The 25452-nt window shown below is 53.5% G+C and carries 25 protein-coding genes; 13 read left to right on the top strand and 12 right to left on the bottom strand.

All coding sequences use genetic code 11. From position 1 onward, the window contains the following. Positions 1-72: 72 nt before the first annotated feature. The 4 genes from araC to F3J38_RS08920 all read right to left on the bottom strand — a co-directional run bounded on the left by araC (position 73) and on the right by F3J38_RS08920 (position 4724). Entirely contained in the window at positions 73-990 is a 918-nt protein-coding gene (gene araC, locus F3J38_RS08935; RefSeq protein WP_167137219.1) for an arabinose operon transcriptional regulator AraC, read from the bottom strand. A gap of 67 nt (positions 991-1057) precedes the next feature. Further along, positions 1058-2044 carry an L-arabinose ABC transporter permease AraH gene (gene araH, locus F3J38_RS08930; RefSeq protein WP_167137216.1) on the bottom strand — a complete coding sequence of 329 codons (987 nt, stop codon included), beginning with the start codon at positions 2042-2044 and terminating at the stop codon, positions 1058-1060. Positions 2045-2061: 17 nt separating this feature from the next. Further along, a complete protein-coding gene (gene araG / locus F3J38_RS08925; protein WP_167137214.1) occupies positions 2062-3585 on the bottom strand; it encodes an L-arabinose ABC transporter ATP-binding protein AraG in 1524 nt (507 codons plus the stop codon). Positions 3586-3740: 155 nt separating this feature from the next. Further along, complete coding sequence (locus tag F3J38_RS08920) at positions 3741-4724, bottom strand: arabinose ABC transporter substrate-binding protein (protein ID WP_034827390.1); 984 nt, start codon at positions 4722-4724, stop codon at positions 3741-3743. Positions 4725-5090: 366 nt separating this feature from the next. Between F3J38_RS08920 and F3J38_RS08915 the strand changes: the two genes are divergently transcribed. After that, positions 5091-6767, top strand: a complete 1677-nt coding sequence (locus tag F3J38_RS08915; RefSeq protein ID WP_167137212.1) for a ribulokinase — start codon at positions 5091-5093, stop codon at positions 6765-6767. 10 nt (positions 6768-6777) lie between these two features. Further along, entirely contained in the window at positions 6778-8268 is a 1491-nt protein-coding gene (araA, locus tag F3J38_RS08910) for an L-arabinose isomerase (RefSeq protein ID WP_167137209.1), read from the top strand. A 699-nt stretch (positions 8269-8967) separates the two neighbouring features. Here araA and yjfF read toward each other — a convergent pair. Genes yjfF through ytfQ form a run of 4 tightly spaced genes read right to left on the bottom strand, consistent with a single transcriptional unit; the run spans position 8968 to position 13492 of the window. After that, on the bottom strand, positions 8968-9954 hold the full coding sequence (gene yjfF / locus F3J38_RS08905; protein WP_167137206.1) for a galactofuranose ABC transporter, permease protein YjfF: 987 nt from the start codon (positions 9952-9954) through the stop codon (positions 8968-8970). After that, positions 9951-10967 (bottom strand): galactofuranose ABC transporter, ATP-binding protein YtfT, encoded by a 1017-nt coding sequence (gene ytfT / locus F3J38_RS08900; protein ID WP_167137204.1) that lies wholly within the window; start codon positions 10965-10967, stop codon positions 9951-9953. Before ytfT ends, yjfF begins: the two co-directional genes overlap by 4 nt. Beyond that, a complete protein-coding gene (locus F3J38_RS08895) occupies positions 10960-12480 on the bottom strand; it encodes a sugar ABC transporter ATP-binding protein (RefSeq protein ID WP_167137201.1) in 1521 nt (506 codons plus the stop codon). Before F3J38_RS08895 ends, ytfT begins: the two co-directional genes overlap by 8 nt. A gap of 55 nt (positions 12481-12535) precedes the next feature. Further along, a complete protein-coding gene (gene ytfQ, locus F3J38_RS08890; RefSeq protein WP_167137198.1) occupies positions 12536-13492 on the bottom strand; it encodes a galactofuranose ABC transporter, galactofuranose-binding protein YtfQ in 957 nt (318 codons plus the stop codon). A gap of 674 nt (positions 13493-14166) precedes the next feature. On the opposite strand from ytfQ, the gene ydgT reads away from it, so the two are divergent. The 10 genes from ydgT to F3J38_RS08840 all read left to right on the top strand — a co-directional run bounded on the left by ydgT (position 14167) and on the right by F3J38_RS08840 (position 22722). After that, a complete protein-coding gene (ydgT, locus tag F3J38_RS08885) occupies positions 14167-14382 on the top strand; it encodes a transcription modulator YdgT (protein WP_167137195.1) in 216 nt (71 codons plus the stop codon). Between the two features lie 101 nt (positions 14383-14483). Further along, complete coding sequence (locus tag F3J38_RS08880; protein WP_167137192.1) at positions 14484-14927, top strand: DUF2569 domain-containing protein; 444 nt, start codon at positions 14484-14486, stop codon at positions 14925-14927. Between the two features lie 123 nt (positions 14928-15050). Next, positions 15051-15632 (top strand): electron transport complex subunit RsxA, encoded by a 582-nt coding sequence (rsxA, locus tag F3J38_RS08875; protein ID WP_034827413.1) that lies wholly within the window; start codon positions 15051-15053, stop codon positions 15630-15632. Further along, positions 15632-16210: an electron transport complex subunit RsxB gene (rsxB, locus tag F3J38_RS08870; RefSeq protein WP_167137190.1), complete on the top strand. Its 579-nt coding sequence runs from the start codon at positions 15632-15634 to the stop codon at positions 16208-16210. The genes rsxA and rsxB overlap by 1 nt, the downstream gene beginning before the upstream one ends. Next, positions 16203-18734, top strand: a complete 2532-nt coding sequence (gene rsxC, locus F3J38_RS08865) for an electron transport complex subunit RsxC (RefSeq protein ID WP_167137187.1) — start codon at positions 16203-16205, stop codon at positions 18732-18734. The genes rsxB and rsxC overlap by 8 nt, the downstream gene beginning before the upstream one ends. Next, positions 18735-19793 (top strand): electron transport complex subunit RsxD, encoded by a 1059-nt coding sequence (gene rsxD, locus F3J38_RS08860; RefSeq protein WP_167137184.1) that lies wholly within the window; start codon positions 18735-18737, stop codon positions 19791-19793. A 2-nt stretch (positions 19794-19795) separates the two neighbouring features. Beyond that, positions 19796-20428 (top strand): electron transport complex subunit RsxG, encoded by a 633-nt coding sequence (gene rsxG / locus F3J38_RS08855; RefSeq protein WP_167137181.1) that lies wholly within the window; start codon positions 19796-19798, stop codon positions 20426-20428. Further along, positions 20425-21126: an electron transport complex subunit E gene (locus tag F3J38_RS08850; RefSeq protein WP_167137178.1), complete on the top strand. Its 702-nt coding sequence runs from the start codon at positions 20425-20427 to the stop codon at positions 21124-21126. The genes rsxG and F3J38_RS08850 overlap by 4 nt, the downstream gene beginning before the upstream one ends. Next, on the top strand, positions 21123-21758 hold the full coding sequence (gene nth / locus F3J38_RS08845; protein WP_167137176.1) for an endonuclease III: 636 nt from the start codon (positions 21123-21125) through the stop codon (positions 21756-21758). Before F3J38_RS08850 ends, nth begins: the two co-directional genes overlap by 4 nt. Then, a complete protein-coding gene (locus F3J38_RS08840) occupies positions 21730-22722 on the top strand; it encodes a zinc-dependent alcohol dehydrogenase family protein (protein ID WP_369410992.1) in 993 nt (330 codons plus the stop codon). The genes nth and F3J38_RS08840 overlap by 29 nt, the downstream gene beginning before the upstream one ends. Before the next feature lie 74 nt (positions 22723-22796). Here F3J38_RS08840 and F3J38_RS08835 read toward each other — a convergent pair whose 3' ends face one another. Together F3J38_RS08835 and F3J38_RS28365 are read right to left on the bottom strand one after the other, a co-directional pair. Continuing rightward, entirely contained in the window at positions 22797-23489 is a 693-nt protein-coding gene (locus F3J38_RS08835; protein ID WP_167137173.1) for a CTP synthase C-terminal region-related (seleno)protein, read from the bottom strand. Between the two features lie 151 nt (positions 23490-23640). After that, positions 23641-23757, bottom strand: coding sequence for a DUF3606 domain-containing protein (locus F3J38_RS28365; protein WP_205298197.1), 117 nt, complete (start codon positions 23755-23757; stop codon positions 23641-23643). 180 nt (positions 23758-23937) lie between these two features. Here F3J38_RS28365 and F3J38_RS08825 point away from each other — a divergent pair, with 180 nt between their 5' ends. Next, positions 23938-24756, top strand: a complete 819-nt coding sequence (locus tag F3J38_RS08825; RefSeq protein WP_167137170.1) for a DUF4225 domain-containing protein — start codon at positions 23938-23940, stop codon at positions 24754-24756. Here F3J38_RS08825 and F3J38_RS08820 read toward each other — a convergent pair. Both F3J38_RS08820 and F3J38_RS28360 read right to left on the bottom strand, forming a co-directional pair. After that, positions 24734-25063 (bottom strand): DUF2207 domain-containing protein, encoded by a 330-nt coding sequence (locus F3J38_RS08820; protein WP_167137167.1) that lies wholly within the window; start codon positions 25061-25063, stop codon positions 24734-24736. The two genes, F3J38_RS08825 and F3J38_RS08820, sit on opposite strands and share 23 nt — an antisense overlap. Positions 25064-25347: 284 nt before the next feature. Next, positions 25348-25452 (bottom strand): integrase core domain-containing protein (locus F3J38_RS28360; RefSeq protein ID WP_167137164.1); only part of this gene is annotated, 105 nt, incomplete at its 5' end.

Raw genomic sequence — 25452 nt, 5'->3', positions numbered from 1 at the left:
ATTCCTCTTGTTCGTTACCCCACTGATTTAAGACGAATCAGCTGTTAAGAACAAGGCGGAATCACCTGAAATTCAGGAGATAGCACTCCTTGCAGGTTGCCAGCTCTCTTGCGCCACTAATGCATCGTGCGCATCCTGGCTACGGCGACGGAAATCACTCGGGCTAACGCCGACACGTTTGCGGAATACGCGGGAGAAATAGAGCTGATCGTCATAGCCTACTTCGCGTCCCACAGTCGCGATGGGTTCCTGGGTGGTTTGCAGCAGCAGTTTGGCGCGAATCACTCGCTGATCCTCGCGCCAGCGCAGCAGATTGATGCCCATTTGTTCGCGGAACAAGTGCGCCAGGCGTGAGGGGGAGAGGCAAACATGTCGCGCCACGTCCTCGATCTTCACTTCGCTGGCCAAATGATTGGTGACGTACTGGCAGGCCTCAATCACGCGCGGATCGCGAATTTGTTGGTGACTACGCGGATCTTCCTCTACGGCACGCAACAACAGGCGCTCCAGCAAATTCATCGCCAGCTCTTCGGCAAAGCGACGGCCTGAATTATGCGTTTGTTCAATGCTGGCAAACAAACGATCAAACTCAGCACGCTGCGCCTCGGGCAATCGCAAGCGCCCTACGCCACCATTCTCATCCTGCCACTGTAACCAGTCGGTCCAATAGGCACGCGGGCGGAAATAGACCCAGCGGTGGAACCAGCAGGGGTTATCTGGCGAACGGCCATAATAGTGCGGGGTTTTCGGCTGGAACAGCAACAGATCCCCTGGCTCGCAGTCAAACGCTGACTCCCCATCAAACACGCGACCACGGCCTTTAATGGTCAGGTTGAGAATGTAACCTTTCATGCCGTGCGGCCGGTCAATAAAGAAATCCAGCTGATCGTTGGCGTTGATGGGTGTCAGCCCCGCCACCAGCCAGGCATTGAACGGATAGCCGGGCAACAACGGGTTCTGCTGCTCACAAGGGGGTTCACGGTGGTACATAATGCCCTCACTGTCACCTGTTAAAGCCTAACGGGCGACCTTATGGCCGCCCCGACACCATCCGAAATCAGACAGCTTTATTTTTCTGTTTATAGCGGTCAAAAATCACCGCTGCTAACAGTATCAGACCGCGTACCACATACTGTGAGAACGGCGAGATATTCAATAAATTCATCGCATTCTCAACGGTGCCGAGAATCAATACCCCCGCCACGACATAGGAAATCTTACCGATCCCCCCTTTCAGCGATACGCCACCCAGTACACAAGCCGAGATCACAATCAATTCATAGCCCAATGATGTCATCGGTTGGCCGCTGGTCATACGCGAGGCCAGGATAATACCTGCGGCTGCAGAGACCAGACCTGACAGAATGAAGATAATGATGCGGGTTCTCACCACCGGCACGCCCGCCAGTCGTGCTGCTTCTTCATTGCCGCCAATCGCCAGCGTATTACGACCAAAGGTGGTTTTATTAAGCAAAAAACCGAAGATGATCATCGTCGCAATGGTGAGCCAAATCGGTGCCGGTACGCCCAGCCAGTTGGCATAGCCGAGGGTAAAGAATCGTTCGTCTTCGATGCCCACCGCTTTACCATCAGAGAAGATATAGGCCAGTCCACGCACAATCTGCATCGTCGCCAATGTGGTGATCAGCGCATTAATTTTCAGTCGGGCAATCACGAAACCGTTGATAAAACCAGTGGCCATACCCAGCACCAAACCTGCTGCCACGCCGATCCACAGGCTTTCCGTCATGTTGATCACCACGGCGGTCACCACGCCTGCGCAGGCAATCACTGAGGCCACAGACAGGTCAAAATCGCCCGAGGCAAGGCAGAACAGCATCCCGCAGGCCACCATGCCCGACATCGACATCGCCAGCCCCAAGCCTTTCATATTGATCAACGTACCAAAGTTCGGCACAAAGATAGCGCAGACGATAAACAGCAGCGCAAACACCACCAGCATGCCAAAGTTGTCCCAAATCCGCCCCAGTTGCAGGCCAGAACGCTGCGCAGGTGGCGTGTTGGAAGTCGTAGATGAAGCCATTTTTGCTCTCCTTTACATCAGGCCACGGCGGCCGCTTGGGTCGTTTTCGGCATTGCCAGACTCAGCGTCAGCTGCTCCGTGGCCGCGTCGTGTGTTAATTCACCGGCAATTTCGCCCTCGCGCATCACAACGATGCGGTCGGCTAATCCCATCACTTCGGGGAGATCGCTCGAGGCAAACAGCACCGCGATCCCTTTGTTTGCCAGCTGATAAATCAGGTTGTAAATCTCGTGCTTAGCGCCTACATCAATGCCGCGCGTGGGCTCATCCAGCAGAATCACGTTCATCTCTTCCGACAGCCAGCGACCTAGAATCGCTTTTTGCTGATTACCGCCAGACAGGTTCATGATCAGTTGCTGCGGCCCCGATGTTTTGATGTTCAACGCACGAATGTGGATATCGGCGTTTTTCGCTTCCCAGCCGTTATTGATGAGGCAACCCGCGGTCAGGTTATGACGTCGAGCGCTGATGTTGATGTTGTCCCGCACCGAGTGAACCGGAATGATACCTTCGGATTTGCGATCCTCTGGGCACAGCATAATCCCCGCGCGAATGGCATCGATTGGCTGGCGAATATTGAGCGCTTGACCATCCAATGTGACGGTGCCGCCACGCAGTTTGGTCGCCCCAAATAACCCTTTCATCAGTTCACTGCGTCCCGCGCCCACCAATCCAAACAGGCCAACGATTTCACCCGCTCTGACCTCAAGGGAGATGGGCATGCGCACGCCTTTGGCTTCGACGTTATCCAACTGCAAACGGACCTTGCCTAACTCGCGTGGGGCGTAACCATAGATATCCCCCAGATTGCGTCCCACCATTGCCTGCACTAAATCGTCATGATGGGTATTTTTCATATCCGTAAAGGTGCGCACGTAGCGACCATCTTTAAACACGGTGATGGCATCGCTCAGGGCAAAGATTTCCTCCATGCGGTGGGAGACATACAACACCGTGCGGCCCTGGTCGCGCAGCTGGCGGATGACACGAAACAGGTGCTCGATTTCACGCGCCGACAGAGAGCTGGTCGGTTCATCAAACGCGATAATGCGGGCATTGCGCGCCAGCGCTTTGGCAATCTCCACCATTTGCCATTGACCCAGCGACAGGTACTTCAATGGCATGTCAGGATCGATATCCATGCCAAGGTTTTTCAGCTGTAAGTCGGCTTCGTAGCGCAGCAACTTGCGATTAACCAGTCCACGTTTGTGCGGCAACTGCCCGAGGTAGATGTTCTCGGCGACACTCATTTCCGGCACCAGGTGCAGTTCCTGGTAGATGATGGCCACGCCAGAATCCAGCGCATCCACAGTGTTATTGAAGTTTTTCACCTCGCCTTTGATACGAATTTCACCGCGGGTCGGCTGATAGCTCCCGCTGAGAATCTTTAACAGCGTGGATTTTCCCGCGCCGTTTTCGCCCATCAGCGCATGCACTTCCCCGGCGCGGCACTGGAATGAAATGTCCTGGAGCGCTTTCACGCCAGGGAAAGTTTTGCTAATGCCATGAAAAGAGAGAAAAGCAGAATCAGTGCTATTCATGGAAACTCCTGATCTTCATATTGCTTTTGGAATCGCCGATTACGGCAATCATCCCAGGTGCGCATCAATGCGCACCCTACAGAACGCACCTTACGACCTAGGGTCGCCATTAATGGCGACCGTCGTATAAGGTACAACCGCCTGAAAAATGACGATTACATCAGCCCTTTCTTCGCTAACTCGGTCTTGAAGTTGTCACGGGTAATCAGCACCACATCCGTCACCTCAGTAAATTTCGCAGGTTCTTCGCCCTTGGTGACCCAGTTGTAGAGCATCTGGCTGCTCTTATAGCCGTGCACGTCTGGACTTGGCAGCAGCGAGCCGTAGAAGCCGGTTGGCGCGCCTTTTGACAACTCGCTCACCGCATCAACACCGTTGATGCCGATACCGATCACGTCTGGCGCTTTAAAACCCTGGCCTTCAGTGGCACGTACGCCGCCCAACACGGTGTTGTCATTCATGCCGACAATCAGCCAGTGCTTCACTTCAGGATGTTGCACCAGCAGCGAGTTACCGGCGTCGAATGCGCCTGGGATATCGTTAGATTTGGTGGGAACCTGATAAATTTGTTTTTCTGGGAAGCCTGCAGCTTTCAATGCATCCATTGAGCCGCCAGTACGACGGCGCGCCGTATCCAACTCGTTCGCGGTAATTGCCATTACACCGGTCTCTTTGGCATCCCAACCGCGCTTCTGCATCTCTTTATAGAGTTCTTGCCCCTGACGTTCGCCAATCTTGGTCGCGGCCATCATCACTAACGGCACCGTGTCCATGGGCTTACCTTTGGCCGTCACGAACTGGTCATCCACGGCAATCACTTTCAGGCCATAACTCCGTGCCTTCGCCACAATCGCGGAACCCAATTTCGGATCCGGCGTACAGATGACGAAGCCTTTGGCGCCACTCGCGGCCAGGCTATCGATGGCGTTCAAGGTTTTTTCACCATCAGGCACCGCGATTTTAATGACATCAAATCCAAGATCTTTTCCGGCTTTATCGGCAAATTTCCATTCAGTCTGGAACCAGGGTTCCTCCGGTTGCTTGACGAGGAAACCCAGTTTCATCGTCTCGGCGATAGCGGATTGTGACATAACCGCGGCGAGACCTACCGCCGCCAGCGCTTTAGTGAATTTATGCATGATGCTCTCCGGCACAATGGTGTTTTATCGCTGTAAGGAACCAATCGGTGTAAACGCTACCAATCAGATTTCACGTTCGGGTACTGCGAAAAATCAGCGCGTTAGCTCAATGTTTGTTCAAAGGGTGTGCAAACGCTGGGCTAGTTGTAGCGGGAATGGCGAGGAAAAATGTAGAGCGGTATCACATCCTAAAACGATGACAAAATCCTCCATATATTCAGCGAAATTAACCAGTCATTAACTTTTGCGGCCGATCACGCAATGCTGTCGATAGCAGAAAAGTACATGTTCTCAGCTGGCGATGACTAACCGCTTATCCCGGCACATTCCAGGATAGAGCCAGATAACTCACACAGGAGAATCCCAATGGGTGCTGGCGCCATAACAATTGGGCTGGATTTTGGCAGTGACTCGGTGCGTGCGCTCGCCGTGGATTGCCGCAGTGGTAAAGAGTTGGAAAAAGCCGTGGTGAATTATCCACGTTGGGCAAAAGGTGACTTTTGTGACGCGCACACCAACCGCTTTCGCCACCATCCTCAAGACTACATCGATGCACTGGAACAGGCCGTGGTAAGCGTGGTGCAAGCGTTATCACCTGAGCAGCGTGCAGCTGTCGTTGGCATCGGCGTGGATTCCACGGGTTCAACCCCTGCCCCGATTGACCGGGAGGGCAAGGTGTTAGCACTACGCCCGGAATTCGCCACTAACCCTAACGCCATGTTTGTGTTGTGGAAGGATCACACCGCGATTGAGGAAGCCGAGGAGATTAACCAGCTGTGCCGCAATGGACATTTCACTGATTACACTCGCTATATTGGCGGCGTGTATTCATCGGAGTGGTTCTGGGCCAAGATTCTGCACGTGTCACGCAGTGATGCCGCAGTACGTGACGCGGCAGTGTCTTGGGTGGAACTCTGTGACTGGGTGCCAGCCTTATTGAGTGGCAACACCGCGCCCGATCAACTGCGCCGTGGACGCTGCGCGGCCGGCCACAAATCTTTGTGGCATCCAGAATGGGACGGTTTACCACCCGCAGATTTCTTCCGCGCCCTTGATCCGATGCTGGTCGAGCAGCTCGATTCCCCACTGTTTATCGATACCTATACCGCCGATGTGCCGGTCGGTACGCTTTCAGCAGAATGGTCGCAGCGTCTTGGCTTGTCGCAGCAGGTGATTTTATCTGGCGGCGCATTTGACTGCCATATGGGTGCCGTTGGCGCGGGAGCACAGCCCTATACCTTGGTGAAGGTGATTGGCACGTCCACCTGCGACATTCTGATTGCCGACAGCGAAAAGGTCGGTGACCGCGCCATTAAAGGTATCTGCGGTCAGGTGGATGGCAGTGTCGTGCCGGGGGCGATTGGCTGCGAAGCCGGACAGTCGGCATTTGGCGATATTTACGCCTGGTTCAGTCGCCTGCTGGGTTGGCCATTGCAGCAAGCTGTCGCGCGTCATCCTGAGCTGCAACCCCAACTGGCTGAGATGCAGCAGGATTTAATCCGTTCGCTGACCGAGGCCTGGGCTGCCGATCCGCAACTTGATCATCTCCCGGTGGTACTGGACTGGTTTAACGGCCGCCGTACGCCCGATGCCAACCAACGTTTGAAAGGCGTGATTACCGATCTCAATCTCGGCACCGATGCACCTGCCCTGTTTGGTGGCTTGGTCGCCGCTACCGCCTTTGGCGCACGCGCCATTATGGAGTGCTTCGAGCAACAACAGATTCCGGTGGAGAGCATTCTTACCCTCGGCGGAATCGCGCGGAAATCCCCCGCCATCATGCAGGCATGCTGCGATGTGATGAATCGTCCGCTGGATATCGTCGCATCCGATGAATGCTGCGCGCTAGGTGCGGCCATTTTTGCAGCGGTTGCTGCTGAAGTTTATGCCGATGTCCCTGCCGCGCAGCAAGTGATGGCCAGCCCGATTGCCGTCACGCTTCAGCCTAACAGTCTGCGCGTGGCGGGCTATCAACAACTTTATCAACGTTATCAAAACTGGTGTCGGGCTGCTGAACCGCAGTACGCCGCATCCGCCAAGTAAGGAGCAGGAAATGCAACAGAACGTTTGGTTTGTGATTGGTACACAGCACCTCTACGGAGCGGAAACCTTACGCCAGGTTGAGCATCACGCTCGCCAGGTCATGGACGGCTTAAATCAGGCGGGCGTTTTACCCGTTCCGCTCGTGTTAAAGCCGTTGGTCAAATCGCCTGATGAAGCCTTGGCGCTGTGCCGTGAGGCTAATCACGATACCGCGTGCGTGGGCATCATTACCTGGCTGCATACGTTCTCACCCGCCAAAATGTGGATTGGTGGCTTAAGCATCCTCAATAAACCGCTGCTGCAGTTTCATACCCAGTTCAATGCGGAAATCCCGTGGGACAGCATGGACATGGACTTTATGAACCTGAACCAAACTGCGCACGGCGGCCGCGAGTTCGGCTTTATTGGCGCGCGTATGGGGTTGCAGCACAGTGTGGTGACGGGACACTGGCAGGATAAAACCAGCCAGCAACGTATCGGCCGCTGGATCAATGCGGCTCTGGCAAAACAGGCCAGTCAGCAGCTGAAGGTGGCGCGCTTTGGCGACAACATGCGTGAAGTCGCCGTCACTGAGGGCGATAAAGTCGCCGCGCAGATTCAGTTTGGCTATTCGGTGAATGGCTGGGGCGTCGGCGATTTAGTGGAAGTGGTGAACAGCATCAGCGATGGCGATGTGAATGCGCTGATTGATGAGTACGAAAGTCAGTATCTGTTTAGCGATGCGGCGGCCGTGAATGGTGAGAAACGCCAGAACGTACTGGACGCGGCCCGCATCGAATTGGGTCTAAAGCGCTTCCTTGATGACGAAGGTTGCAAAGCCTTTACCACTAACTTCCAGACTTTACATGGTATGACGCAGTTGCCTGGTTTGGCAGTGCAGCGCCTGATGGGCCAAGGCTACGGATTCGCCGGTGAAGGCGACTGGAAGACCGCCGCGCTGTTGCACATTCTGAAAGTCCAGGCGGGTAATCGCGCTGGCGGTACCTCCTTTATGGAGGATTACACCTATCACTTCTCGCCGGGTAATGATCTGGTGCTGGGCTCGCATATGCTCGAAGTGTGCCCTTCGATTGCAAAAGAACCGAAGCCATTGATCGATGTACAGTTCCTTGGCATTGGTGGCAAAGCCGACCCTGCGCGTATGATCTTCTCGACACCTGCCGGTCGTGCGGTGAACGCCAGCGTGATCGATATGGGTGACCGCTTCCGTCTGCTGGTGAATGTGGTCGATGCGATTGAGCAACCGAAACCCCTGCCGAAACTGCCGGTCGCACGTGCATTGTGGCGTGCTCAGCCGTCACTGGCGACAGCGTCTGAAGCCTGGATTCTGGCGGGCGGCGCCCACCATACGGTGTTTAGTCAGGCTCTGGATCTGGATGACATGTACCTGTACGGCGAGTTGAATGGCATTGAAGTGCTGGTGATTGATGAAGAGACACGTTTACCGGCGTTTAAAGATGCATTGCGCTGGAATGAAGCGTATTACCGCCTGGCACGCTGATGTTTTGAGTTGATGATTGAAGCCGCGATGATTCGCGGCTTTTTTGTGGTTCAAACCTGCTGTCCAGTCAGAAAATGTTGGCCTGGTCGCTAAAAGTGTGCATTCCAGTTAACAAAGGTGGGCTCTGTGACTAAATATGTGCAGTCCTGTCAACAAAGGTGGGCTGTGGCTAAAAACGTGCGGTTCAGTCAACAAAGGCGGGCGTTGCGTAAAGTCGGCGTGAATACATCCCTGTAGCCTCGGACGCCGCATCCCTGCGGCGTACGCTTTACTCCACTGCCCACCTTTGTCTCCTTTATGAAAGCATAATGCCGTCTGCTAACACTCAAAACCGAGCAGAATGTTGCAGTCCGCACCCGCTACAGCCATGCAAACCCGAGCAGTGTGTTTCAGTCCGCACCCGCTACAGCCATGCAAACCCGAGCAGTGTGTTTCAGTCCGCACCCGCTACAGCCATGCGAATCTTAACGGACCAGCAAAGGCCAGCCCGAAGAGCAAAGCGTCCGCGCCAGGGATGGCGCGGCCGATCTGCATGGATGCGAGATTTCTTTGCGATCGGGCTGGCCTTTGGTGGTCTTGCGCTTAGCCTAAAGCGAATTCCACAAATGCACATTCTCAGGAAGTCATGCCCCTAGCCAATCCCACAAAAAACAAAAAGGAGCGCATCACTGCGCCCCTACTTAAAACAGGAGAAAATATCTAAGAAGTCAGTCGCTTAACCGGCGCATTCTTTTGGCGATCCCACATCACGGTCAGCAAACGCTGCAAAGCGATAAAGGCAAACAGCAGAATTCCAATCGCAATTTTGGTCCACCATGAACTCAGGGTGCCATCGAAGTTAATCCATGTCTGAATCAGCCCTTGGATCAACACCCCAAATAACGTGCCGAGCACCGTGCCGACACCGCCGGACAGCAAGGTGCCGCCAATCACTACCGAGGCAATCGCATCCAGTTCCACACCCAATCCTGCCAGCGCATAACCGGCTGAGGTGTAAATAGAGAACACAATCCCCGCCAACGTCGCCAAGGTGGTGGAAAGCATATAAATCTTGATAGTGGTGGCGCGAGTTGAGACGCCCATCAACTGCGCCGACGTCAGATTGCCCCCGATGGCATACACCTGATTACCAAAACGCGTGCGATGCGCGAGGATAATGCCACCCAGCACCACAACCAGCATAATCACCGCTAACAGACTCAAGCGACCACCGCCGGGGATCTTCCATGCCAGACTCGACAACGTGGTATACAGCGGATGATCGATAGGTATCGAGTTCTCTGACACTAAATAGCTGCAGCCGCGCAGGAAAAACATCCCCGCCAGCGTAATGATAAACGCGGGGATCTTCAGTGCATCAATCAGCCAGCCCATCATGGCGCCAAACAATGCCCCCATCGCCAACACAATGGCGAACGCCAATATCGGATCGACATGGTAATCCCCGATGATACGTGCCAGAAAAACACCGCTGAAGGCAATCACCGCGCCGACCGACAAATCGATCCCACCCGACAAAATCACAAAAGTCATGCCGACGGCAATAATGCCGAGAAATGCGTTATCGGTCAGAATATTACAGATAACGCGCGTTGAGGCGAAGCCCGGAAACTGGCTCAAACAGAACAGGTAACCGGCGACAAACACCAACAACGTAATCATCAAAGGCAGATGGCGCTTCATCATTTTGGACGTCTCCCTTTCAGCATGGAGATAAAGCGCGGTGACTGCAGCAACAGCACACACATCACCACCACCGCTTTAACCACCTGATTCAGCTCCGGCGGGAAGCCAGAAAGCAGAATACCGGTATTCATTGATTGAATAATCAGCGCGCCAATCAGCGACAGCACCAAATTGAATCGCCCACCCATCAACGAGGCACCGCCAATCACCACCGCCAAAATGGCATCCAACTCCAGCCACAAACCGGCATTATTGGCATCCGCACCACGAATATCAGCCGCCACAATCAAACCAGCTACCGCCGCGCAGACACCACTGATGGCATAGGTTGACATCACCACCAGCCAGCCTGTCACACCCGCGTTGCGTGCCGCGCGTAAGTTAATCCCGACCGCTTCAATAAACAGACCTAATGCCGTTTTGCGCGTCAGTAGCCAGACCAACAGGGCCACCAGCAAAGTAATCCATACCGGCACTGGCAAACGCCATAACGAACCGCTGCCAAACCATGCCAGACTATCGCTGTTGAAGGTCACAATCTGGCCTTGGGTGATTAACTGAGCAATACCGCGCCCTGCCACCATCAGGATCAGTGTGGCGACGAAGGGTTGAATCTTCAGCAAGGCCACTAACACGCCGTTCCATAAGCCGCAAACCAGCCCGGTGCCGAGCGTAGCAAGGATAATAAAAACCAGACTGTGGCCGGCAACCGTCAGGGTCGCTGCTGTTGCACCGGCTATGGCCATCACAGCACCGACCGACAAATCAATACCGCCGGTGGCAATCACTAATGTCATCCCCACCGCCAACAAGGCGACAGGCGCGGCACGGTTGAGGATATCAATCGGGCTGCCAAACAAGCGGCCATCCTGCACATGAATCGCGAAGAAATTATTAGCGACCAGGCTATCCACCAGCAGCACTAAAATCAATGCGGCGATCTGTGGCATGCCCGGTGGCAGTTTCGGCTTACGCCGTTCGGGTTTTTGCTGTGTCATAGGGGATTCAAGCATGTTGTGCTCCTCCGTCGGCGATGGCTTTCACAATCGATGCCACCGACAATTGCTCCAGCGGGATTTCGGCCACTTGCTTCAGATCGCGCATGATCAACACACGATCGGCATAGCCCACCAGTTCTTCCAGTTCAGAGGAGATAACCAGTAACGCCAGTCCATCGGCGCACAGGGATTCAATCAAGCGAATAATCTCGGCATGCGCACCCACATCAATGCCACGCGTCGGTTCATCGAGGATCAGAAACTGCGGTTTGGTCACCAGCCAGCGCGACAGCAAAACCTTTTGCTGATTCCCCCCGGAGAGCAACTCCACAGGCTGATCGGCATGAGGCGTGCGGATGCCAAGACTCTTGATAAAACGTTCAGCAATCGCCTGCTGTTCGCGCCGCTTAATCGGACGTAACCAACCGCGCTGTGCCTGTAACGCGAGAATAATATTTTCGCGTACCGACGCTGCGCCGATGATTCCATCAGTTTTGCGATCTTCAGGGCAGAAACCCATTCCCAAACGTGAAGCTTTGGCGGGCGTGCGAATATGTTGCACTTTGCCCTTAATGGTCGCCTTACCACGATCCGCGCGGCGAATACCAAACAGCACTTCTGCGGTTTCAGTGCGCCCAGAGCCGAGCAGCCCCGCCAGTCCAACCACTTCTCCGGGGCGGACTTGTAAACTAAAGGGCTCGATTGTCCCCTTCTTGCCATAGTCTTCAAACGAAACCACCGGTTGATTGCTACGTAAGGTACTTCCCTGGCGCTGTAACGCAGTCTCGAGCAGTTCGCGGCCCAACATCAGTTTGATGAGCTCAATTTGCGGGAGGGTTGACGTCTCACGCGTGGCTATATACTGACCGTTGCGCAACACGGTGATGCGGTCGGTAATGCGGTAAACTTGGTCTAAAAAGTGCGTCACAAAAATCAGGCTCATCCCTTTGGCTTTTAGCTGTGCCATCAGGGTAAACAGCATCTCAACTTCACTGGCATCAAGACTTGCGGTGGGTTCGTCGAGGATCAAAACCTGCGCGGAGAGATCCACAGCACGGCAAATCGCGATGATCTGCTGCATCGCCACTGAATAGTGGCCAAGCGGCCGAGTCACATCCAACGCAAAACCGTAATTGCGCATTAGCGCATCGGCATCTCGCACCATGCGCTTGCGATCGATCATGCCGAAACGACGAGGTTCACGGCCAATATACAAATTGTCAGCCACCGACATATTCGGCAGCAGGTTGACTTCCTGGTACACGGTGCCAATGCCCGCTTCCTGGGCATCTGCGGTGTTATGGGGAGAAATGGCCTTGCCATTCAGGGTGATAGTGCCCGCGTCACGGGTATAAACGCCGGTCAGCACTTTGATCAGCGTGGATTTACCCGCACCATTCTCACCCAGCAGCGCCATGATTTCGCCCTTGCGTATGCTGAACGAAACATTATCCAGCGCCTTCACGCCAGGAAAGCCTTTGCTGATGCCGTTGAGGGTCAGAAGTGTGGATTCATCGGAGGTGTTCATTAGGTTCTACCTCGCCTTACGTCATGAAAACCGCCCCGAAGGGCGGTTGCGGGGATCAGTAACCCATGCCTTTTTTGGTATCGAGCTGCGCCTGCGCAGAATCTGGCAGATACAGTTTCGACTCGGTTTTGATAATTTTTGGCGGCAAGGTGCCATCTTTTTTGAATTTCTCTAACGCATCAAACGCTGGGCCTGCCATATTCGGCGTCAGCTCCACGTTAGCGTTGGCTTCACCCGCCAGCATGGCTTTGTAGATATCCGGCACGCCGTCGATTGAACCGGTCAGGATGTCTTTGCCGGGTTTCAGACCCGCCTCTTTAATCGCCTGAATGGCACCGATGGCCATATCATCGTTATGTGCGTAAACCATGCAGATGTTTTTGCCGTTGTTCTCCGCTTTGATAAAGCTCTCCATCACCTCTTTACCCTTGCTGCGAGTAAAGTCACCCGACTGCGAGCGAATCACTTTGATGTTGTTGTGTCCTGCGATGGCGTCGGCAAAGCCTTTCTTACGATCGATGGCGACACTGGCGCCCACCGTCCCTTGCAGTTCAACGACGTTACACTGTTTATCACCTACCGTTTTGACCAGCCAGTCACCGATTAACTTACCTTCCAGCACGTTATCCGCCGTGACCACAGCCATATACAGCGACTTATCTTTCACGACGATGGCACGGTCGAGCAGGAACACCGGGATCTTGGCGTCTTTCGCTTCTTCTAACACCGGTTCCCAGCCAGTTTGCACCACTGGTGCAATGAAGATGGCATCAACACCTTGTGCGATGAATGAACGCACAGCTTTGATTTGGTTCTCTTGTTTCTGCTGACCATCGGCGATTTTCAAGGTGATACCGCGTTTTTGCGCTTCACTTTTCGCCACATTCGTTTCCGCAGAACGCCAGCCAGATTCCGACCCAACCTGAGAGAAGCCCACCGTCATATCCGCAGCCAGCACCGATGTACTGAGTGCAGAACTCACCATGGCGGTTAAGAGTAAACGTTTCCACATAATTTCATTCCTCTGAAGGGAGTGTGTTGTAGGGGGTACAAACGCGGATTAAGCCTGGCGCAAAAGCGAAAAAACAAGCGCGACATGCCTCACAAAATGGAATGAATTAAAGGGGTTACGAAATTAACACGCAAACAAGTCGTACCAGCATTATGGACAAATTGCCTGTGATTTATTTCAACTGCCGTTAAATAAATGTAATAAACAGAATCGGTTATGCGTGGGGCAACTGGAAACGATTACAGCTGTTGCGTAAAGAATGGTTATGCGCTGGACACTGCAGCAATGATCAGATTTGTGACTATTCGCACACTATGTGATCTGCAATTTCAAGACGTGTGCATAAAAGTGCAGACCAGTTGGAAATAAATAAATAAAACATCCGCACCCTGGCAGATAAATAAGGTGGAAAAGGCAGGAAAATAGTCTGCGCAACGCGTGAAATAAATGATGTGAGTTTTTTTCACACTCTGCACCTAATCGGGGCATAATTTGCCTTAATACTCTTAAGAAAGGTGCGTTTGAAAAGACAAAAGGAAGAAAAAATGTCTTTTCATGAGCGAATTAGCTCACCTTGTCTGATTTTTGAATTTTTTTAGCATTGGTGTATGGACTATGGCGGTGTGCTCCCTATACTTGGGCACTTCCTCGTTCTCTATTTTTTAATGGCAATCATGACTGCGTTAGATTACCTGTTGAAATTCCGCAAAGTGAATAATCTTGAGAGTTTGGAAAAACTCTACGACCATCTCAATTATTCGCTGACCAATGATAATGACATCATCAATATGTATCGCGCTGCCGACCATCGCCGTGCCGAACTGGTTTCTGGCGGTCGCCTTTATGATCTTGGTCGCGTGCCAAAATCAGTCTGGCGCTACGTAATGTAATTGGTTTTCCCCGCCTTTTTCTGCACTATTGCGTTGTCCATGTCGGGCGTGCCCCGTTTGGACATGAAACGCTCTTATTCTTACGTAACAGGATCCGCATAATGACCGAATCGGTAAACCCGCCGCGCATCGCTGGCTGGCTGCTGCTGCCGTTGGCCTGGCTGATTATGACCATGCTCACCAGCGCGTTAGTGGTGGCAATGTATCTGAGTCCACTGTTTAACACGGAACTGCGTACCACCCTGTTTTCTCACGGTGGCATGTTGCTGACCCAGTGGTCAGTCTCTCTGCTCACTGCAGGTGTGGTGTGGGCTTACAGTATCTGGGTGTGCTGGATTTTCTGTAAACGTTCGCGCCGTTTACCGCGCCATTACATCTTGTGGTTACTGATGACGGTGCTACTGGCGCTGAAAACCTTTGCCTTTACGCCCGTAGCAGACAGCAAAGCGATCCAAACGTTGCTACTTTCGCTGCTGGCCGCTGCCGTGTTTGTCCCCTACTTCAAGCGATCGCAGCGCGTTAAACAGACGTTTATCCAGCCATAACGGCGTGAGTTTCGTCAGGAATTTAATTCTGAGTGCTCTCAACAGCCACACATTTTGTGAAGAGGTTGAGATGCACCTCTCAATTCCGGATAATAGACGCCTTTCGGCTTCCCAGGTTAAAAAATGACCGATTACTTACTTCTCTTTATTGGCACCGTGCTGGTGAACAACTTCGTGTTAGTGAAGTTTCTCGGCCTATGCCCCTTTATGGGCGTGTCAAAAAAACTGGAAACGGCCATTGGCATGGGACTCGCCACCACCTTCGTGATCACCTTGGCGTCAATCTGCGCCTGGCTGGTGAATCACTTGATTCTGGTGCCGCTCGATCTCGTCTATCTGCGTACCTTGGCCTATATTCTGGTGATCGCCGTGGTGGTGCAATTCACCGAGATGGTAGTGCGCAAAACCAGTCCGTCACTCTATCGCTTGCTGGGTATCTTCCTGCCACTGATTACCACTAACTGTGCGGTGCTGGGTGTCCCGTTGCTGAGTGTGAACCTCAATCACACCTTCATGCAGGCTGCGGTCTATGGTTTTAGCGCCTCGCTGGGCTTCTCGTTGGTGATGGTATTGTTCGCCGGTATGCGCGAGCGTCTGGTGTTGGCCAACGTCCCTGCGCCGTTTAAAGGCAACTCTATTGCTCTGGTGACGGCTGGCTTAATGGCACTGGCCTTTATGGGCTTCACCGGTCTGGTGAAATTCTAATGACCGCGATTTGGATTGCTATTGTGGCTATTGCTGCGCTGGGCCTGGTATTTGGCGCCCTGCTCGGCTACGCCTCGCGCCGATTCGAGGTCGAAGAAGATCCGATCGTCGAACAGATCGACAGTATTCTGCCCCAGAGCCAATGTGGACAATGCGGTTATCCGGGCTGCCGTCCGTATGCAGACGCCGTGGGTAATAACGGTGAAGCCATTAATAAATGCGCCCCCGGTGGCGAGCAAACCATGCTTAAGCTGGCAGCGCTGCTCAACGTTGAACCGCAACCGCTGGATGGCGGTGCGGACGTGCAGGAACCGATCCGCACCGTGGCATGGATTGATGAAGCCAACTGCATCGGCTGCACCAAATGCATTCAGGCTTGCCCGGTGGACGCGATCGTCGGGGCCACCCGCGCCATGCACACTGTGTTGAGTGATGTCTGTACCGGCTGCGATTTGTGTGTCGCACCCTGCCCGACAGACTGTATTGAAATGCGTCCGGTTGCCACTACCACTGCCAACTGGAAATGGGATCTTGAAACCATTCCTGTACGGGTGATCCCGGTAGAAACTCATGCTTAATCTGCTAAAACTGTTCCGCAAAGAAAAACTGTGGGATTTTCAGGGCGGTATTCATCCGCCAGAGATGAAAACCCAATCTAATGGCACGCCGTTAAGTCAGTTGCCGCTGCCTGAACAATTTATCATTCCGTTAAAGCAGCACATTGGCCATGAAGGCGAGATCTGTGTGTCGCCGGGCGATCACGTTCTGCGCGGTCAACCGCTGACTTTTGGTAGCGGACGCATGCTACCGGTCCACGCGCCGACTTCCGGCACCATCGAAGCCATTGCGCCACATATGACGGCGCACCCTTCGGGTCTTTCTGAACTGTGCATTTTTCTGCGCGCCGATGGTGAAGACCGTTGGACCACACTCGATCCGCAACCTGACTTCCGTGCGCTGTCGCGTGAGGATGTTGTCAAGCGCATTCATGAGGCAGGCGTCGCCGGTTTAGGCGGCGCGGGCTTCCCGACGGCCACCAAACTGCGTGGCGGTTTGCGTGGCGTGAAAACCCTGATCATCAATGCCGCCGAGTGTGAACCATACATCACCGCTGACGATCGTTTAATGCAGGATTGCGCAGCTGAAGTGCTGGAAGGCTGCCGTATTCTCGCGTGGGTTTTACAGGCAGAGCGTGTGTTAATCGGGATTGAAGATAACAAACCCGAAGCGATTGCAGCATTGAAACAGGCATTAGGTGGCGATCGCGAGTTGCAACTGCGCGTTATCCCCACCAAATACCCTTCTGGCGGTGCTAAACAGCTGACCCAAATTCTCACGGGCGTTGAAGTGCCGCACGGCGGTCGCTCGACCGATATTGGCGTACTGATGCAGAACGTTGGCACCGCGTGGGCGGTAAAACGCGCCATTATCGATGGTGAACCCATCACGGAGCGTGTTGTCACCTTGACCGGTGAGGCGATTGCTCAACCGCGTAACGTCTGGGGTCGTTTAGGTACGCCCGTCAGCCATTTGTTGCATCATGTCGGTTTCACACCGAGTGCACGTCAGATGGTGATTATGGGGGGCCCTTTGATGGGCTTTACTCTGCCCTCGCTCAATGTCCCGCTGGTGAAAATCTCCAACTGTATTCTGGCACCGTCCGCTAGTGAGATGGGCAATAACGAAGAAGAACAGTCTTGTATTCGTTGCAGTGCCTGTGCGGATGCCTGCCCGGCGAAGCTGTTACCGCAACAGTTGTTCTGGTACAGCCAGGGCGGCGATCATGAGAAAGCGCGAGCCCACAATATTGATGACTGCATCGAGTGCGGTGCCTGTGCTTATGTCTGCCCGAGTAATATTCCGCTGGTGCAATATTACCGCCAGGAAAAAGCAGAACTGCGTGCTATCGATCTCGAAGCGAAGCGCACCGCCGAAGCTAAAGCGCGTTTTGAAGCCCGTCAGGCACGTTTAGAGCGGGAAAAACTGGCGCGTGAAGCGCGTCATGAAGAAGCTAAACAGCGCGTGGCGCGCACCGACACAGGTGAACGCGACGCAGCCATCGCGCGCGTAAAAGCGCGCGCCGCCAAAACACCAGAGCAGGAAACTGCAGAGCGCGAGGCCCGCCATGCGCAAGCATTGGCTCAGCAGGCGGAAAAACAGGCTGAAACCCAGGCGCTGAGCCGTCAGGCTGGCGATCCTCGCAAAGCCGCGGTTGAAGCAGCGATTGCCCGTGCGAAGGCGAAGAAGTCAGGTGTCGCTGAGCAACCGGTTAGCGACGTTGTGGAAACACCTGCGGCTGAGACTGATCCACGCAAAGCAGCGGTTGAAGCCGCCATTGCCCGTGCTAAAGCGAAGAAAGCCGCCGCCGCAGAACGAGTGCCTGAAGCTGCTGATGCGGCCCCTGCCGCTGAGGTCGATCCGCGTAAAGCAGCGGTGGAAGCCGCCATTGCGCGAGCCAAAGCGAAGAAAGCTGCCGCCACCGCAGAACAAGCGCCTGAAGTTGCTGACGCGGCCCCTGTCGCTGAGGTCGATCCGCGTAAAGCAGCGGTGGAAGCCGCCATTGCGCGAGCCAAAGCGAAGAAAGCCGCTGCCGCCGCAGAACAAGCGCCTGAAGCTACTGACGCGGCCCCTGTCGCTGAGATCGATCCGCGTAAAGCAGCGGTTGAAGCCGCCATTGCGCGAGCCAAAGCGAAGAAAGCCGCCGCCGCAGAACAAGCGCCTGAAGCTGCAGACGCGGCCCCTGTCGCTGAGGTCGATCCGCGCAAAGCAGCGGTTGAAGCCGCGATTGCGCGAGCCAAAGCGAAGAAAGCCGCTGCCGCCGCAGAACAAGCGCCTGAAGCGGCTGACGTGGTCCCTGTCGCTGAGGTCGATCCGCGCAAAGCAGCGGTGGAAGCCGCGATTGCGCGAGCCAAAGCGAAGAAAGCCGCTGCCGCCGCAAAACAAGCGCCTGAAGCTGCTGATGCAGCACCTGAATTATCTTCTGAAGTGGAGGCTGCTGCCTCTCCTGACTCCGCCGACCCGCGCAAAGCAGCAATTGCTGCCGCGGTCGCCCGTGCCAAAGCGCGCAAAGCGCAGCAGCAGCCTTCGACGACTGAGGAATAAATGGCTTTTCGTATTGCAAGTTCTCCGTATACCCACAACCGCCGCAGCACCGGCAACATCATGCTGCTGGTGGTGTTGGCTGCGTTGCCCGGGATGGCGGCGCAGTGGTATTTCTTTGGTATTGGCTTTCTGATTCAGGTGCTACTGGCTACCGCTACCGCGTGGATCACCGAAGGCGCCATCCTGCGTCTGCGTAAGACACCGGTAGTGCCGACACTTGCCGACAACTCCGCGCTGCTTACCGCATTACTGCTCGGTATCAGCCTGCCACCGCTCGCGCCTTGGTGGCTGGTGGTGATTGGTACCGTCTTTGCTATCGTGATCGCCAAACAACTTTATGGCGGATTGGGGCAAAACCCCTTCAACCCGGCGATGGTCGGTTACGTTGTATTGCTCATCTCCTTCCCGGTGCAGATGACCAGCTGGTTGCCGCCTGACAGCTTGCAAGCCATTAAACCTGGCCTGCTGGATTCACTGAGTATGGTTTTCACTAACCACACGTTGGCGGGTGAAACCATGCAGCAGCTTCAGCTTGGCGTAGACGGTGTCAGCCAGGCGACGCCGCTGGATACCTTCAAAACCGGCTTGCGTGCCGGACACAGTGCAGAGCAGTTGCTGGCAGAGCCGATTTATACCGGCGTGCTGGCAGGTTTGGGCTGGCAGTGGATTAACCTCGGTTATCTGCTCGGCGGCATGCTGCTGCTGGCGAAAAATGCCATTCGCTGGCATATCCCGGTGAGCTTCCTCGTGTCGCTGGCGTTCTGCGCGACCCTGGGTTGGTTGTTCTCACCGGAATCACTGAACTCACCGCTGATTCATTTGTTCTCAGGCGCGACCATGCTCGGCGCGTTCTTTATCGCCACCGATCCGGTCACCGCCTCAACCACCAACCGTGGTCGCTTGCTTTATGGTGCACTGATTGGTTTGCTGGTGTGGCTGATTCGCAGTTTTGGTGGTTATCCAGACGGTGTGGCCTTTGCGGTTCTGTTGGCGAACATTTGTGTGCCGCTAATTGATTACTACACCCAGCCGCGCGTTTATGGCCATCGCAAGGATTAATGATGTTCGATGCTATTCGTAAAAATGCCGTGACGCTGGCTGCATTTGCAGTGATTACCACCGGTGTCACTGCGGTGGTGAACTATGTTACCAAGCCGACAGTGGAGCATCAGACGGCTTTACAGCAAAAAAAACTGCTCGACCAGGTGGTACCCACCGATCTGTACGACAACCACATCCAGCAAGAGTGTTTTCTGGTAACGGATGCGGCGGCGTTGGTTAATGACAAACCACATCATCTCTATCTGGCACGTAAAGGCGATCAACCTGTGGCAGCGGCGCTTGAGACTACCGCGCCAGACGGCTATTCTGGTGCCATTCAGATGTTGGTGGGTGCCGATTTCCATGGCAAAGTTCTGGGCGTGCGTGTGGTTGAACATCACGAGACTCCGGGCCTTGGCGATAAAATTGAGCTGCGTATTTCTGACTGGATCAACAGTTTTAACGGCAAAGTGGTTCACGGTGCCGACGATAAAAATTTTGCGGTGAAAAAAGATGGCGGTGAATTCGACCAATTTACCGGAGCCACCATCACGCCACGCGCAGTGGTTAACGCGACCAAGCGTACTGCCCTGCTGATTGAAACGTTGCCAGCGAAGCTCTCTTCGCTGCCTGAATGTGGAGATGCACCATGAGTGAAGCAAAAAACCTGCTGGTCGGCGGCTTGTGGAAGAATAACTCCGCATTAGTCCAACTGCTTGGCCTGTGTCCATTATTGGCTGTGACATCAACGGCCACCAATGCCCTTGGGCTGGGACTGGCCACCACATTAGTCCTGACCATCACCAACAGTGCCATTTCAGCCTCGCGCCGCTGGGTGCCCGCAGAAATCCGTATTCCGATTTACGTCATGATCATCGCTTCAGTGGTGAGCTGTGTGCAGATGCTGATCAACGCTTACGCCTATGGCCTTTATCAGTCGCTGGGGATCTTCATCCCGCTGATCGTGACCAACTGTATTGTTGTAGGCCGCGCGGAAGCCGTCGCGTCTAAAAGCAGCATCCCGCTCTCAGCGCTGGATGGCTTTGCGATTGGCATGGGGGCGACCTGTGCCATGGTGACGCTGGGTTCGATTCGCGAATTGATTGGCAGCGGCACCCTGTTCAACGGTGCCGACCAGCTGTTGGGCCCATGGGCTAAAGCGCTGCGTATTGAAGTCTTCCACTTTGATTCACCCATGCTGCTCGCCATGCTGCCGCCGGGTGCCTTTATTGGCTTAGGTATGCTACTGGCAGCCAAATACTTAATCGATCAGAAGATGAAACAACGTGCGGCGAATCGTGCTGCTGCGCCAGAAGCTGCACCGCAAGGTGAAACCGGGAACGCAGTGTGAATAAGGATAAGCGTCTGCAAATTCTCACGCGCTTGCGTGATAACAACCCGCATCCCACCACTGAACTCAACTTTAGCTCGCCATTCGAGCTGCTGATTGCGGTGCTTCTCTCCGCACAAGCAACCGATGTTAGCGTCAATAAAGCCACCGCTAAACTCTACCCCGTGGCCAACACGCCAGCCGCCGTGCTGGCGCTGGGCGTTGATGGGGTGAAAGAGTACATCAAGACCATCGGCCTGTTTAACAGCAAAGCTGAGAATGTGATTAAAACTTGTCGCATCCTCATTGAGCAACATGGCGGTGAAGTGCCAGAAGATCGAGCAGCACTGGAAGCATTGCCGGGCGTCGGCCGTAAAACCGCGAACGTGGTGCTTAACACCGCTTTTGGCTGGCCAACGATTGCCGTCGATACCCATATATTCCGTGTCAGCAACCGCACGCGCTTTGCGCCTGGTAAGAATGTGGAAGAGGTAGAGGATAAGCTGATCAAAGTGGTGCCCTCCGCCTTTAAAGTCGATTGCCACCACTGGCTGATTTTACATGGCCGTTATACCTGCATCGCCCGTAAACCACGCTGCGGCTCCTGCCTGATTGAAGATTTGTGTGAGTTTGACGCCAAAACTGAACTCTGATCCTTCACCGCGCATGGGCACTAATCTGGCGCTCTGGTATCGGCAATTTGGCGATCCCGCTGACGTCCTCACGTTGGAATCTGCGCCCTTAGCGTCCTGCACCGCTGATATGTTGCGCGTGCAAATGCACTATGCGCCCATCAATGCTTCCGATCTGATCCCGATTACCGGTGCTTATCGTCATCGCCTTGCGCCGCCCCAAGTGGCTGGATATGAAGGCGTTGGCACCGTTGTTCAGGCCCCCTCCACTTTCCAACACCTGTTGGGGAAACGCGTGCTGCCTTTACGTGGGATGGGATGTTGGCAGCGCTATGTCGATGTTAAAGCACACTTGGCGGTCTCCGTGCCGGATGACATCACCATGACGCTTGCTGCTCGGGCATACATCAATCCTTTAGCGGCACTACTTATGCTGAAAAAGTGGCCAGTTGCGGGGAAACATGTCCTGATTACCGCCGGCGGGTCCGCTTGCGCGATGCTGCTGGCACAGTGGGCACAGTTACAGGGTGCGAGACGTGTGGTGGTGGCGCATCGCTCGCCTGCCCATGCTGCAAGGTTACACGCCATGGGCCTGGATGCGGTGCTGGAATCTGCCACTGACGCGATTCAGGCGCTCAGCGCCCAGTCAGATGTGGTGTTCGATGCCGTGGGAGGAGATGTTGGGCAGCGCATTTGGCAAACGCTGCCGGAGCAGGCGCACTTCGTGGCTTACGGCGTGTTGAGTGGTAAACCTGTTCAGGTCAACGCAGGCCGCCCGCTGCTGCATTGGTTCCATGTGCGTCACACATTGGGTGATATCAACACTGTTGAATGGCAGCAACTGTTCGCGGAAGTTTGGCCGTTATTGCGCAGAAGTGATTGTGGCGAGGTAGAGATTTTTCCGCTGTCGGGGTGGCGCGCGGCCATCGAGACGTATCATCAGTCAGGACGCGCGCGTAAACCGCTGTTGTGTCTGGATGCGTGACTTCAGCGCAAACGTTAAATGGCAACCCTACGACGATACCGCTCCATTTCGTAGGGTGTGCGCAGCACGCTACGTTAAGGCTTTAAACTCGCTGCGGCCTGCAACCAAGCAACTACTAGCGGTGAAAGGCGGTTTTGCAGCGCGGCTCGTTCTGACTGGAACAGTGTTGCCACAAAGAACGGATGATCGGTCAATTCAACTCCGCGCACGTCCCCTTCCAAATCCCACGAGGTAATTTTTAGGTTCTGCGTCGCCAACGCGGCACTGAATTCGGGATTAACACCGAAGTTGCAGTGATACCCTTCGTCGCTTTCCAAAGCGCCATAAGCTTGTGCGATACGCGATCCCGGCTCGAACGTCACTGTGCCACGCTGCTCGACCAACGAGCAGGCCAGCGGGGCAATGACCCAACGTCCTTGTTTATCGGTTTCGGCATGTGCGGCGTCTTCCCATCCCAACGCATTACGGGCGTATTCCACCACCGCGTATTGGAAACCTCCACAAGAACCCAGGAACGGTTTGTGGTGTTCACGCGCCCAGCGAATCGTCTCGAATACACCTGCGTCATTAAGGTATGGGCTGCCCGGTACCACCCAGATGGCATCGTAATCCGCCATATTATGCTGTTGAATCTCTGGGGTGGCGATCCAGTCGGCGGTGACATGGAGTGAGAGGGACTTTGCGGCGAACTGTACTGCAGGTGGAATAGCTTGGTGCGCGACGGCACTGGCACGGTAATCGCCAATAAGGGCGACACGGATATTCATAATAACCCCTTAAAATCAATGTGTTACGATCCGATGTTGCACATAGTATAAAGCATGATCAACATACTGTAACCCTCAAAGTTGTACAAGGTGTTGCCCAGCATAAGGCAATAAAAAACCCCTCAGAGAGGGGTTTAAGGTTAGTCACGTTTTACTTACCAAGAAATTGCCTGACTTTCTCAGTGCCGTTAGCCACTTTTGCAATTGCTACACGCAATTGAGCAACAGTGACGCCAAACGTTTTAGTCCAATATTCAACTTCCACCATTCGTAAAGGTTGATGAAACGCTTGTCGACTGGCCGTCCTTGAGGTCTGACGCTCACTGGAACAAAACTTATGCTAAGGCATTTCGGATTTACGTCATCCAGCGCTTGGATTAATTTCTCATTTAAAAGGTGGATCTGATTAAGTATTATCAAATCATCGGCCAATCAAAGGAACTGTGAAATGGATGAAGCATTACTTGCTATGATGCGCTCAAATGGGCGCAATAGAGCTTGGGCAGAAACAATGGTCAATCTTGAAGCCCGTAGGCTGATTGAAACTGCTAACCGTGAAGCCGGGTTTCACATCAAGGATGGACTTACACGACTTCAGTTTGTGCAGGAAATAAGGGATGTAATTGAAGGTCAGTTCGCGATCGCCAGGCGCGCAAAGTCTGATGAAGAGTGTATGACCTGCATAAAAAATCTCAGGGAAGAGGCCGCAAATCTTGAAGAGCAAGGGCAAATGCTGCGCAGGAATACTGCGAAACTTTACGCCAAAGTGGAATTTGTGCGGGAAAATAACGAAATTGTTGGTTACGTCATTTCTGCGGTGAACGTAGTGCTTTCGGGTGCAGAAATAGCTTTAGGAACAACGCTACTGGCCAGCGCTAATCCATTGGGTGTTCTGGCTGGAGCAATACTCGTTGTGGATGGATTCAATGGTCTGAGCAAAGAATTTAGCCATCAAGTTCTACATGATTCAACATCTGAGGGGTTTGCTGCTAATGCTGCTATGTCTACAGCTGAATTTATGGGGTTTAGTCCTAAAAGTGGATTAGGCGTGTATAAATCAATCTCACTTATTGCTAACGCTTATAGTATTTTTGGCCTAATAAGGAAACCCGGAGCGTGGAGACTTTTCCGCTATGTTCCAATTGATTATTATAGAAAAGTTAATACGTTAAGCAGGCCAAAACTAACCATGAAAATAGTTGGTTATGGCGTGAAAGCTAAAGTCATTTTTGATCTGATGACAATTACTGATCACCCTCAATATTAAATGCATATTTTTTATACCGCCAGGCTTTAAATGCGAGTTTGGCGGGCGTTAAATACCAGATAAAAGGTAATCCCACAATTAACGAAAAGGCCAGAGATAGTGTGTTATTTTTTGTCGATAAAACGGCTGTTAAAATAAGGATTACGAAAGCAACAATAGTTATCCACTTAGCTATATTAAATCGTTTTACTAAATCCTGAATCACTTCATCAAGAGTCCCCCCGAAATTCTCGACATTGCTTTTTATTTTCTGCAGTTCTGCATGACTGAAGCCGGACTCCAGCAGTGATTTTTCGCTAACTTTCATGGATTTCATCCTTAAAATTCACTACAATATTAAGGCAAGTTTACCCTAAATCATGTGAAAAATCGCCACATCAAAACAAGTTTTAATGTTGATAATTTTTTCTTATAAAACATTAGGTTAAACTGTTTACGTATTAAGGGTAAGATTGGCAACTACCTACCCTAAGAGCCCTCTCTAAAAGTTATCTGACCTGCCCCCAGTATTAGATACAACCTTCAGTTAGTAATGTCGGTTGGTGGCCCTGACCCCGAATATGATCCAGGCATAATCAGGAATAACCGGCTTCAGGTTGGTTGCTTATTCTGGCAACCGGCAGATTTTTCGGCGAATTCGAATGGGGTCATCCAGCCCAGCGCAGAATGGGGACGACTCTGGTTATAGTGTATGCG

The sequence above is a fragment of the Candidatus Pantoea formicae genome (assembly GCF_011752625.1).
Lineage (GTDB): Bacteria > Pseudomonadota > Gammaproteobacteria > Enterobacterales > Enterobacteriaceae > Pantoea > Pantoea formicae.
This window is presented reverse-complemented; position numbering and strand designations above follow the sequence as displayed.

Coding starts and splice junctions, on each gene's coding strand:
- araG (WP_167137214.1), bottom strand. CDS start 3,585: ATGAATAGCACTGATTCTGCTTTTCTCTCTTTTCATGGCATTAGCAAA.
- F3J38_RS08820 (WP_167137167.1), bottom strand. CDS start 25,063: ATGAAAGTTAGCGAAAAATCACTGCTGGAGTCCGGCTTCAGTCATGCA.
- F3J38_RS08895 (WP_167137201.1), bottom strand. CDS start 12,480: ATGAACACCTCCGATGAATCCACACTTCTGACCCTCAACGGCATCAGC.
- rsxD (WP_167137184.1), top strand. CDS start 18,735: ATGGCTTTTCGTATTGCAAGTTCTCCGTATACCCACAACCGCCGCAGC.
- F3J38_RS08835 (WP_167137173.1), bottom strand. CDS start 23,489: ATGAATATCCGTGTCGCCCTTATTGGCGATTACCGTGCCAGTGCCGTC.
- rsxC (WP_167137187.1), top strand. CDS start 16,203: ATGCTTAATCTGCTAAAACTGTTCCGCAAAGAAAAACTGTGGGATTTT.
- araA (WP_167137209.1), top strand. CDS start 6,778: ATGCAACAGAACGTTTGGTTTGTGATTGGTACACAGCACCTCTACGGA.
- F3J38_RS08880 (WP_167137192.1), top strand. CDS start 14,484: ATGACCGAATCGGTAAACCCGCCGCGCATCGCTGGCTGGCTGCTGCTG.
- yjfF (WP_167137206.1), bottom strand. CDS start 9,954: ATGATGAAGCGCCATCTGCCTTTGATGATTACGTTGTTGGTGTTTGTC.
- rsxG (WP_167137181.1), top strand. CDS start 19,796: ATGTTCGATGCTATTCGTAAAAATGCCGTGACGCTGGCTGCATTTGCA.
- F3J38_RS08825 (WP_167137170.1), top strand. CDS start 23,938: ATGGATGAAGCATTACTTGCTATGATGCGCTCAAATGGGCGCAATAGA.
- F3J38_RS28365 (WP_205298197.1), bottom strand. CDS start 23,757: ATGGTGGAAGTTGAATATTGGACTAAAACGTTTGGCGTCACTGTTGCT.
- araH (WP_167137216.1), bottom strand. CDS start 2,044: ATGGCTTCATCTACGACTTCCAACACGCCACCTGCGCAGCGTTCTGGC.
- rsxA (WP_034827413.1), top strand. CDS start 15,051: ATGACCGATTACTTACTTCTCTTTATTGGCACCGTGCTGGTGAACAAC.
- ytfQ (WP_167137198.1), bottom strand. CDS start 13,492: ATGTGGAAACGTTTACTCTTAACCGCCATGGTGAGTTCTGCACTCAGT.
- ydgT (WP_167137195.1), top strand. CDS start 14,167: ATGACTGCGTTAGATTACCTGTTGAAATTCCGCAAAGTGAATAATCTT.
- F3J38_RS08920 (WP_034827390.1), bottom strand. CDS start 4,724: ATGCATAAATTCACTAAAGCGCTGGCGGCGGTAGGTCTCGCCGCGGTT.
- rsxB (WP_167137190.1), top strand. CDS start 15,632: ATGACCGCGATTTGGATTGCTATTGTGGCTATTGCTGCGCTGGGCCTG.
- ytfT (WP_167137204.1), bottom strand. CDS start 10,967: ATGCTTGAATCCCCTATGACACAGCAAAAACCCGAACGGCGTAAGCCG.
- F3J38_RS08850 (WP_167137178.1), top strand. CDS start 20,425: ATGAGTGAAGCAAAAAACCTGCTGGTCGGCGGCTTGTGGAAGAATAAC.
- F3J38_RS08915 (WP_167137212.1), top strand. CDS start 5,091: ATGGGTGCTGGCGCCATAACAATTGGGCTGGATTTTGGCAGTGACTCG.
- araC (WP_167137219.1), bottom strand. CDS start 990: ATGTACCACCGTGAACCCCCTTGTGAGCAGCAGAACCCGTTGTTGCCC.